The following is a 5,519-nucleotide window of genomic DNA, read 5'->3' as shown; positions in this document are numbered from 1 at the left end:
CGCATCAAGGCTGAAAAGGCTGCGAAGCAGCCCCAACAGGCCGATGGTGCGAAGTCAGCGCCCGCGGCGAAGAGCGCGACCGGGACCGGCAGCAAGTCGGCCAGTGCCCCCGCGTCCACGAACCCGTCGGTCACGGTAATCGCCGAGTCCGAGCGGGTAAAGGCGTATCGCGTGAAGCTGTGGCGCAAGGCGCTGCGTGTGGACATCGGCATGAATCACGAACTGGCTCGCCAGTATCTGATTGCAGTCGTGCTGAGTGGTCATGCCCGTCAGATCGATGACGGCGCATTTCGCAAGTTCTTCGAGAAGATTGCAGACCGCGAAGCGCCGTTGGCCGACCTGCCCAAAGCTGTCGACGCAGTGCAAGCGGTGGGTGAAAGCAAACAGGCGGACCTGATGATCGCGATGCTGTTTGCCGCGATCGAAGGTCTGGAGGTGACCAACCTGACGCAGTTGTGCAAGGCGCACAAGCTGGATCTGAAAAAGCACTGGAAGCTCGACAAGGAGTTTCTGGAGCTCATCACGAAGTCGGAAATGCTTGTGCTCGCCGAGGAAATTGGCATTCGGGCCGCACTTGGCGACAACTTCAAGAAGGTGTTCGCGAAATCGAAGGCGGAAGTCATCGAGGCGTTGCTCAAGGTCGAAGGTTTCGACTACACGGGCAAGCTGCCGAAGGTGCTGAAGTTCTGAAATCGCGGGGCGCGTTCTGCGTCCCGTTCCTCTCTATATGTATACGCCGCCACCGCGCGGCGTTCCTTTTTTCTGGAGTTATTCATGTTTCAGCAACTGGAAGCGCTCGTACGCGCGGCGGGCAAGGTCGTCATGACCTTGCAGGCCTCGGGTGACCAACTCTCCGTGTTCGTGGTGCCGCAAGGCGCATCGAACCCGGCGTTACGTCAGCCGCTCATGCTTACGGCAACGGCAGCAGAGCTCGATGAGGGCTTTGCCAACGCGCTGCTGACCTACACAGGTTCGCACAAGTCGCTCGAGGAGCAGGTCGCCGTCACGACGGCAATTCTTGACGAGGCGAAAAAGGCACAGGTCGGCAAGGCACAAAAGACGCTGCAGGGCGGTTCGAAAAAAGCGCTTTCAGCGCCGGCATCGAACAGCACTGCGGGCGATGATGAAGACGCTGACGATGATGATGCGCAAGCGTCGGATTCGACACCGGCTGAATCTGCGCCTGCCGCTGCATCGACCGAGCCGAAGGGCACGGACCTTCTGTCGCTTCTCGGATAAGGAGATTTCCCATGTCTATCGCCATCGCCGCAGTGACTCGCGAATTCGCCTACAACGGTATGAACCTGCCCGATCCGGGCGTCACGTTCACCCCCGATCAGGTTCGCGATCTCTATACCGCGCAGTATCCGGAACTTACGACGGCCGCCGTAGACGGGCCTGAAATCAAGGGGACGGTCATGCGCTACACGTTCGTCCGCGCTGCTGGGGCCAAAGGTTCCCATGCGTAAGGACGCCTTGCTCAAAGCCCTGTCCGGTAAGGACGGCGCATTCAACCAGGAACCGCCCGAAAGGGCGGTTTTTTTATATGACGAGGAAGGCAGCTCATGCTCTTCGATCCTTCAACAACTGATTCGCGGTTCGCTCTCGGCGCCGGTGGGTCGTGGCAACCGCCACGCGCTCCCTTTGCCCGACGTGGGCCTGCCGCTGATTTTCTGACGCTTCCGAGCATCGGCGACGATGTTCCGCAAGTCGCACGCGTGAAGTGGCGCGAGGACGTGTCACTGACGGGGATCGTCAGGAAGCACTTCCTGCACGGCCCGCTGCGCGCAGCGGACGTGAACGATCCGATCGATGCCGGTGACGCGTTCCAGCAGGCCTTCTTTGCCTGGGCGAAGCGCCACACAGGGCCGCTGGCGCGCATCACGATACAGCCCCGTCTCTTCGATAGTTATGCGGTCCGGGACGTTCTCCGGTACACCGGCACGGCGAGCAACGACGAAGACCCTTCGCCTCTGTTCTTCGCGCTGGAGTCACCGGAGGAGTGGGTCTGTTCCTTCGGGCCGATGGTTAGCAAGCTACGCGCGGCGCACCCGTTGCTCCTGCGTACGGTCATGTCCGTCATCAATCGTGCCGCCTGGCGCACCGTCTGGATGCGCACGCCGGACTGGTTCATGTACGAGTTTGCGTGCTGGTACTGGGAAGGCGACGAAAGCATCACTGACGCGGATGCGGAAGAGATGCTCAAGGAGCGCTTTGGCGAAGACGCAGAGGCCCGAAAGGCGTATCTGCCTTCGACGGTACGACCGATGCTGTGTCCCGACGACGCGGAGCCTTCCGTGTTCTCAGGAGGTCGTTGGCGGCTACGTCCTGCGCTCGATGACGAAGAGCTGCTCGCCCTACGTTCCAGAAGTCGTGGAACGGTCCGGCGGGTCTGCACTGAACTGCTAAGGCTGAACCGGCTGATGCACGGCACGCGCCGTAAAAGACTGTTTGACGCCTCGTACGAGACCAATCCCGTCTACGCGGGTTGCGGGATTGTCATCGATGGCAACGAGTTCATCAGTGACATCCTGGACTGTCATTTCGATAGTGAATCCCAGAGCGGTGAAGCCACGACATACCACGGCTTTATCGCGTTGGGCAACAACGCGCGCGCGATCCGACGGCAGTACGCCGACTGGACGCTCGGGTTTTCCATCCTGAAACGTCTCGACAGCCTGCTGGCGCTCGTGACGCATATTGTTTAAGGAGTTTTCCATGTCTGGTATCTCGACTGGCCGCGCCAGTGCGGATGTATCGCTTCAGTCCGCGTTATTGTTGTATGGCGCAAAGGACGAAGAAACGGTGTTCGCAACGGCGCACCCGATTGCCCTCGTGAAAGGTCGTCCCACAATCGGTGCAGGACGGCCGCTGCAACGTGACGCACTCATCTCGGCGCTCACGAAGCTGGCTGAGCATGCGGCACCGAAAGCGGAATTTCTGCCGCCCACAGTGTTGGGAATCTCCCCCTCTGCTGTGACGTGGTGGTGCCCGCCGGGCATGCGTCGCGTGTTCTTCAAATGCCAGACCCTTGGCGAGCGCTCGGCGATCGTGCCGCATCCCGGTCTCGTGTTCCAGGCGGCGAATGCCGGGTTCCGCGTCTTTGCAGTCGCTGGAAACGATCGGCCGGCTGCGGACACGAAGCTGTATGAACCGCCGTATTTCAACACCTGGGACAACGGAGGCATCTGCATTGGGACGGCACGCGTTCCGAAGCGCGTGGATGTCGCGTCGATCCCTCGCTGGGAAGCGGGGTTCTTCGAGTCGGCATTCACCCATCCGAACGCCGGCGGCAAACGCGTGGCGTACAAGGACGGTGAATATGCCTTCTGGCGCGACATGCTGGACGGCAAATTCGGTGACTCGTTTCCGCTGGAGTGCCTTGTGCCGATGAAGTTCGCGGTGCAGGCGCTGGTGAACGGTCGTGTCGGAGGTGTGGCATGAACGCCCTCGACACCGCTCTTCAGAAGTCGTTCCCGTCGGTCATGGTGCCGCGCAGTGAGGCGGTGGAACCCATGACCGCCTACGGCGAGCGGCTGCTGATCGCCGCCAACGGTATCTGGCTCGAAGTGCTGAGGCCATGGATTCGCGTGGTTCGGCGCGTCGCGCGGTATGACGCACCCACCGCAATTCCTTACGGCGATGTTGCCGAATCGACGGAGCTGCTCTGTGGCGCAATACCGGTTGAGCATGTGTCCGCCTTTTACCAGATTGCTCGGGCCGCGCTGCCCAACGAGGCGGGCGCCTGGATCGTCTGGAATCGGCATACGCGCCAGTTCCGCACGGTGCCGCTGCCGTCGCTGTCGCACGGTCCGGGCCATCTGAGGTACGAGCGGCCTGTGCTGGACGAAGGCGAGAGCGTTGTGGTGGACTGCCATTCGCATGGCTCGGGCGCGGCCTTCTTCTCGCGGACGGACAACGACGATGACCGGCACGACGTGAAGCTCGCGCTCGTGCTCGGTCATTGCGAACGTGCGCCGTCTGTGGCGTTCCGGCTATGCGTGAAGGGGATTTTCGAGAAGCAGGGCGGGATTCCTGAAACGTGGCGGGTGGCGCTGGATTCGGAGGTGACGGCATGAGTACCGCCATCAAACACCGGATTCCGCAGCACATGCTTACGCGAGCCTGGAAGGTTGTTGTTGTCGGCGCGGGCGGCACGGGCAGTGCGTTGCTGCCCAGCCTCGCGCGTCTGCACCACGCAATGATCGAGCTTGGGCACCCGGGTGGAATCGAGTGCACGGTGTATGACGACGACACGGTCAGCGAGACGAACGTCGGTCGACAAGGGTTCTATCCCAACGACGTCGGCCAGTATAAGGCGTTGCTGCTCGTGAACCGGCTGAACAACCTGATGGGAACGCGCTGGGTTGCTGAAGCTCGGCGAGTCGATTCGAGTGTCCGGCTGCACGCGGACCTCGTGATCGGCTGTGTCGACACACGGCGCGCGCGGCACGCAATCGTGCAGGCCGCGAACCGCGGGTCGTGCGCCTACTACCTCGACTGTGGCAACGAGACGGATCGCGGCCAGGTCATTCTCGGCGAGTTCGGCAAGGCACGGCACGACAGGCTGCCCCATGTGGGCGATCTGTTTCCCGACCTGCTGAACGCGAAGAACGACAAGGGCGACGATACGCCTTCATGCTCGATGGCTGACGCGCTGCGAAAGCAGTCGCTGGTCATCAATCAGGCGATCTCGGTGCATGCGTTCAATCTGTTGTGGACGCTGTTTCGAACCGGTTCGCTCGACTGGTCGGCTGTGTTCGTGAACCTCGCAACGGGGAGAACGAATCCGGTCGCGACTGACCCTGCTGCGTGGGCGCGCTTCGGATACGAGGCACCCAAACCAAAGGAAAAGAAGGCTCGAAAGAGCCGGAAATCCGCCGCAGCAAACTGACATGCCGCTTCCTTCGGGAAGCGGCATGTATTGGAGGTCTGAAACGCTATACCAAGAAGCAGTGCTGCTTGTCGCTGCATCCCTACGCAACAATCATCCAACCTCTTTTCAGAGTTTCAGAGCACAAACAATGCTGAAAAATTTCTTCACTAACACCGCGCCCGCGCGGACTGCAAGCACCGTCCATTCGCACGCGGGCGCTTTCGTCATTACCCTCATTGCGCTCTTTCTGGCGGCGTTTCACCGCTATGAAGGCTTTGCCGAACCGTATCAGGTCTGGTTCCGTCTCGACGAAATCCAGTACCTCGGACGCTGGGCGCCGGGCGGCATCGAACATCTGTTCGGGGCGTTCCCGCTCTGCGCTCTGTTCACGTTGTTCTGGGGCATCTTCGTTAAGCCGACGACGCGCAACCGCGCGCTGCTCGCGGGGACGTTCGTCGTTATCTACTTCGTCGCTTCGACGTTGCTGCACGACGGGCGCCAATATCTTGCCAGCCATGACCCGAGCCAGTTGATTCAGATGCTGGCCGACGTTCTCGGGCTGGGTTTCGCCTTCTTCTGGCTTTGCTGGCCAGAAGAGGGCAACGACGGCGGGCTGAAGTCCGCCTGATGCACGAGTGACGCC

At 61.1% G+C, this 5,519-nt stretch carries 7 protein-coding genes and 1 pseudogene; all 8 read left to right on the top strand.

Going from position 1 to position 5,519, the window contains the following annotated elements:
- Positions 1 to 690, top strand: a pseudogene (locus AABE10_RS35925) (PRTRC system ParB family protein); the annotation flags it as partial.
- 84 nt (positions 691 to 774) lie between these two features.
- On the top strand, positions 775 to 1,239 hold the full coding sequence (locus tag AABE10_RS35920; RefSeq protein WP_342937797.1) for a PRTRC system protein E: 465 nt from the start codon (positions 775 to 777) through the stop codon (positions 1,237 to 1,239).
- Positions 1,240 to 1,250: 11 nt separating this feature from the next.
- Entirely contained in the window at positions 1,251 to 1,469 is a 219-nt protein-coding gene (locus AABE10_RS35915; RefSeq protein WP_342937796.1) for a PRTRC system protein C, read from the top strand.
- Between the two features lie 96 nt (positions 1,470 to 1,565).
- Positions 1,566 to 2,708: a PRTRC system protein F gene (locus AABE10_RS35910; protein WP_342937795.1), complete on the top strand. Its 1,143-nt coding sequence runs from the start codon at positions 1,566 to 1,568 to the stop codon at positions 2,706 to 2,708.
- Positions 2,709 to 2,718: 10 nt separating this feature from the next.
- A complete protein-coding gene (locus AABE10_RS35905) occupies positions 2,719 to 3,444 on the top strand; it encodes a PRTRC system protein B (protein WP_342937794.1) in 726 nt (241 codons plus the stop codon).
- Positions 3,441 to 4,079, top strand: coding sequence for a PRTRC system protein A (locus tag AABE10_RS35900; protein WP_342937793.1), 639 nt, complete (start codon positions 3,441 to 3,443; stop codon positions 4,077 to 4,079). Before AABE10_RS35905 ends, AABE10_RS35900 begins: the two co-directional genes overlap by 4 nt.
- The gene (locus AABE10_RS35895; RefSeq protein WP_342937792.1) at positions 4,076 to 4,894 is read left to right on the top strand and encodes a PRTRC system ThiF family protein; all 819 of its coding nucleotides are present in this window, start codon (positions 4,076 to 4,078) and stop codon (positions 4,892 to 4,894) included. Before AABE10_RS35900 ends, AABE10_RS35895 begins: the two co-directional genes overlap by 4 nt.
- A 1-nt stretch (position 4,895) precedes the next feature.
- Positions 4,896 to 5,504: a hypothetical protein gene (locus AABE10_RS35890; protein ID WP_342937791.1), complete on the top strand. Its 609-nt coding sequence runs from the start codon at positions 4,896 to 4,898 to the stop codon at positions 5,502 to 5,504.
- Positions 5,505 to 5,519 lie beyond the last annotated feature (15 nt).

Source organism: Paraburkholderia diazotrophica (genome assembly GCF_038900755.1).
In the GTDB taxonomy this organism is placed as follows: Bacteria; Pseudomonadota; Gammaproteobacteria; order Burkholderiales; family Burkholderiaceae; genus Paraburkholderia; species Paraburkholderia diazotrophica_A.
The sequence above is the reverse complement of the archived record's forward strand: the minus strand, read 5'-3'. Positions and strand labels throughout refer to the sequence as shown.